This window comes from bacterium, from assembly GCA_009926305.1.
Taxonomy (GTDB): Bacteria; Bdellovibrionota_C; UBA2361; order UBA2361; family RFPC01; genus RFPC01.
This window is the reverse complement of sequence record RFPC01000140.1, coordinates 1-3,481: the sequence shown is the minus strand read 5'-3', so window position 1 is coordinate 3,481 and position 3,481 is coordinate 1. Positions and strand designations below refer to the sequence as shown.

Here is a 3,481-nt window from a genome sequence, read left to right as displayed (position 1 = left end):
CATTACCACCACGCCCTGAATTCCAGGGAGCTTATGTACTTGCCCTTGACCCCGCCCGTGGTGGCGTTGGCCGTGACGACTACACTGCTTGTATTGTCCACTATGAAAATGGCACGTTAGTCGTAGACAAATTCCACTCTTTCGTGGCTGATTTTGAAATCAATGGAAGAATGGAAGTGAATATCAATGCTGTGGAAGATTGGATTAAGGAGCAGCATCGCCTATACGTGTTTGACACGATTGTGATGGACCAATTCAATAGTGCTGGCACCATTCAAAGCTTGGCTAGCGACCTGCCCATTACAGAACTAACGTGGACAGTTAGTTCAAAGATGAAAGCTTTCAGCAAAATGCGAGAGCTTTTCAATGCAGGGCAAATTAATATCTATCGTCACGAAAAAGCTTTAATGCAGCTCAAAAACCTTACTGTCATCTATAAGCCCAGTGGGCAGTGGAGTGTTACTGGTGGTAAAGCTAGTGGGATTGACGACTTGGCATTTGCAATGGCGGGTGCCATTCTTGCTGCAAGTAAAGACGACGACATTGGCTGGATTGAAAGCCTTATTTCGTAATCATTTTCTCTAGTATGATTTTCAAACAATAGTTCTGCCATGAAGTGACTTATTGCAAATTATCTATGGAGGAAACCAAAAATTCCTCGTAGCACTATTAGAAAACGCTCCAACTAGCAAGCAAACTTCTCTCCAGCTTCTTGCGGCTGAACATCTATACATTCCTACATTGCTTCCGAAGCTCAAGGCTCATGCCAAGCGTTTAAAGACTGAAGAGCAGCTTGAACGCTCATGGGAAGCCGAGGCCACTGATGATGATTTCATGCCAGACCATCATGGCGACGAAAGCCTAAGGGAATATGACGCTTGATCAGCATCGTGTTATGATTTCAAAGCTTTCGCGAAGCACGCTGGCCAGCGTTAAACCAAACAGTTTCGGGGGAGACTGTTTTCCCAGTGGAGCCAAGGCTATGGGCCGACCCATGGTTAAAAGCTGTACAACGGCGGATTGAAGCCCCGCCCTCAGCACCTTTGCTCCTCACGCCCTTGTAGCCCAATCAGGCAGAGGCAAGCGACTTAAAATCGCTGTAGTGCAGGTTCAAATCCTGCCAGGGGCATCATGCTAAGCTGAAGAGACGTTCGCTCCAGCGATGGAGTGCATGACAATACGGCAGGGAACGGGGCCGTATTTCATCGGGAACCATCATGAACCCACTTGCCCTGATCAAGCAGCAGCTTGAGAAAGCTGCTCGTCTGCGTGAAGCTCAAATGGCTTCGCTCGTCTATCGCGGTGTTGCCTACGTGCCCAAGCCCCATTGGTTTTGAGCATTAAGCAAGGGGCCTCAAGGCCCCTTTTTTGTAGCTTGCACTGTGCATTCATTGTCATTCCAGTGACGAATGGCATTGGCAACGATGGCAATATTAGTGATTAAATACGAAGCAAAAATAAACGTGCGGACAATTGCAACTGTATCTGCTTCGCGATTATGCTTCCCCGCCTTCTCTCCCAGCGCCTTCGCCCAGATTCTCCACATTTGCTTCTTGCCGATGAATGTAAGATTTTAGTTCATGAAGATATGCCCTAAGCATGGCAGCCTTCTCTAAATGCCATGGATCACCATGTTTTAAATACAACGCCATATGGGCATCTACGGCCTTAAGAATTTGATGAATGGGAGCGTTCCATGGCTCCCTAATAGGCGTGTTGAATGTCCGACGACGTTCGTCCACGGCGGAAAAATTCTTTTATATCTTCAAATGCTACTGGAGAAAAGTTATTCACTTCCAAACAAGCATTGAAGAAACGTTTATCAACTTGTCCGTTGTCATCCAGAATACGATGACAATGCAAATGGCCATGTACATTACCTGTGTAATGCCCAGACAAACACGATGGATGCACGGGAACATGCGTGAAGATTAAACCGCCAGGAAACGCGCTATCGCAAGGATGAAAGAATGCTCCACGTACGTCTTCAAAATATGGCAAATAGTCTTTCAATGCTCCTTGATCATGGTTGCCACGAATGAGAATCTTCCTTCCATTAAGACGAGAAAGAAGCTTTAACGATGCACGAGGAATAACTACATCTCCAAGATGATAAACAGTGTCACGCTTCCCTACTTTTGCGTTCCATCGTTCAATAATTGTTTCGTCCATTTCTTCACACGATGCGAATGGACGCAATGGCTCACCATCGGGACGCAAAAAATCAATCATCTTCGCGTGACCGAAGTGAGTGTCGCTTGTGACGAACGCGCTCATGATGAGAATAATAATGAGAGGGCCAGGAATTGCACCTGGCTCTTCTAGGCTCTAGGGCCTAGCGCTGTCTTAGCCTCCCAGCTTGCCAACTATATCATGCCCGCCCGTACTGGGGCAGATCATTGTTAGCAGCTTCAAAGAAAGAAGGCATCCTGCTACGAGCTGTATCATTCAGCTCCTCAGCTTTGCCTTTCTCGAACAAACTATCACTCTGACGCAGCCAGAAATCCTTGTTCAGCCACTTGTCATTGTTTGCCTGCAACGCATCAAAAGCCCACAATGCAGTGGCCCGGCGCAGTTTATTCAAGCTCTGACCAGCAGTTTCGCCCAATTCCCGAGCAACAAGGCTATGCACGCCTACGTGCGTAATTTCATCCCGACTAATATCAGCAGCCACAGTGCGAATACCAATATCCCCGTTAAAACGGAAAAATGGCAATGCAACAAAGAAAATACTCCGCTCCAGAATGGCAGCTTTCAAAATTGGATGGGCAGGATGCTCTTGCCATGCTTTAAGGATGTTCGCTACTTCCTTTTCAGCCTTCTCATTGGTGCCATGGGCAGCCGTCACGTAGTTCAGCGCCTCATCATGCCGCTGTTCATCATCTTGGTTATGACGCAGCGCTTCAACCACACCAGGAGTGGCAGGAAGATCACGCTCTAGCCCTTGCTCCAGAAAGTCCTTCACAGGCAGCTCCAGATGGCGCAGAGCCAGCAGATTGTAAATCGTGTCCTCACCGCCTTCCTTAAGCTTGCCCTTGCTAACGGGCACTGCCTGCCAAGGACGTTTCTTGGCAATCATGGACAGATAGGGGCTCTTGACAGCGTTCATGGTCGTAGTATCGTGCAGGTGTGTGAGGAAAGCAAAGGGGGCTTTAGGCCCCCTTCTTTTTCATTCAGCGCAGGCAGCGCAAAAGCCAGCCTCTAAATTGCAAGACGCAGAAGATCCATCAGCTTCAGACTCTTCGTCTAAGCCAAACATGCTCTTAAAATCGTCGTCCAATGCAGCATATGCATCATCCTTGCGCTGAGTATCAGGCAGGACTTGCAGGCTGTAATAGAGGCTCGTCTGCGATGATTCTAGCCAATCGCGAAGGAACCCTTCGTCGTAAATGACCATATCGCTCCATGAATTAAACGAATAACCATGGAAAAGACCAGTGCGTTGATACAGCGAAACAATGCCATCAGCAACGCGCTTGTA

The 3,481-nt window shown here is 47.8% G+C and carries 5 protein-coding genes, 1 tRNA gene and 2 pseudogenes; 3 read left to right on the top strand and 5 right to left on the bottom strand.

Annotated features, from left to right (window positions below; genetic code table 11):
- From EBR25_12835 to EBR25_12825, 3 genes and pseudogenes are all read left to right on the top strand, one after another.
- A partial coding sequence (locus EBR25_12835) for a terminase (GenBank protein NBW41867.1) occupies window positions 1-572 on the top strand: 572 nt, incomplete at its 5' end.
- Window positions 573-624: 52 nt separating this feature from the next.
- Window positions 625-804, top strand: a pseudogene (locus EBR25_12830) (hypothetical protein).
- Between the two features lie 250 nt (window positions 805-1,054).
- Window positions 1,055-1,132, top strand: a tRNA-Leu gene (locus tag EBR25_12825).
- A gap of 222 nt (window positions 1,133-1,354) precedes the next feature.
- Here EBR25_12825 and EBR25_12820 read toward each other — a convergent pair.
- The 5 genes and pseudogenes from EBR25_12820 to EBR25_12800 all read right to left on the bottom strand — a co-directional run.
- Entirely contained in the window at window positions 1,355-1,561 is a 207-nt protein-coding gene (locus EBR25_12820; GenBank protein NBW41866.1) for a hypothetical protein, read from the bottom strand.
- A pseudogene (locus EBR25_12815) lies at window positions 1,497-1,730 on the bottom strand (hypothetical protein). The gene EBR25_12820 and the pseudogene EBR25_12815 overlap by 65 nt, the downstream one beginning before the upstream one ends.
- Window positions 1,705-2,280, bottom strand: coding sequence for a hypothetical protein (locus EBR25_12810; protein NBW41865.1), 576 nt, complete (start codon window positions 2,278-2,280; stop codon window positions 1,705-1,707). Before EBR25_12810 ends, EBR25_12815 begins: the two are co-directional and overlap by 26 nt.
- Before the next feature lie 91 nt (window positions 2,281-2,371).
- Window positions 2,372-3,109 (bottom strand): ferritin-like domain-containing protein, encoded by a 738-nt coding sequence (locus EBR25_12805; GenBank protein ID NBW41864.1) that lies wholly within the window; start codon window positions 3,107-3,109, stop codon window positions 2,372-2,374.
- A 60-nt stretch (window positions 3,110-3,169) separates the two neighbouring features.
- Window positions 3,170-3,481 (bottom strand): ribonucleotide reductase (locus EBR25_12800; GenBank protein NBW41863.1); only part of this gene is annotated, 312 nt, incomplete at its 5' end.

Bases quoted from the DNA above. Each gene is read 5' to 3' on its own strand.
- EBR25_12805 (NBW41864.1), bottom strand. From the start codon at position 3,109: ATGAACGCTGTCAAGAGCCCCTATCTGTCCATGATTGCCAAGAAACGT.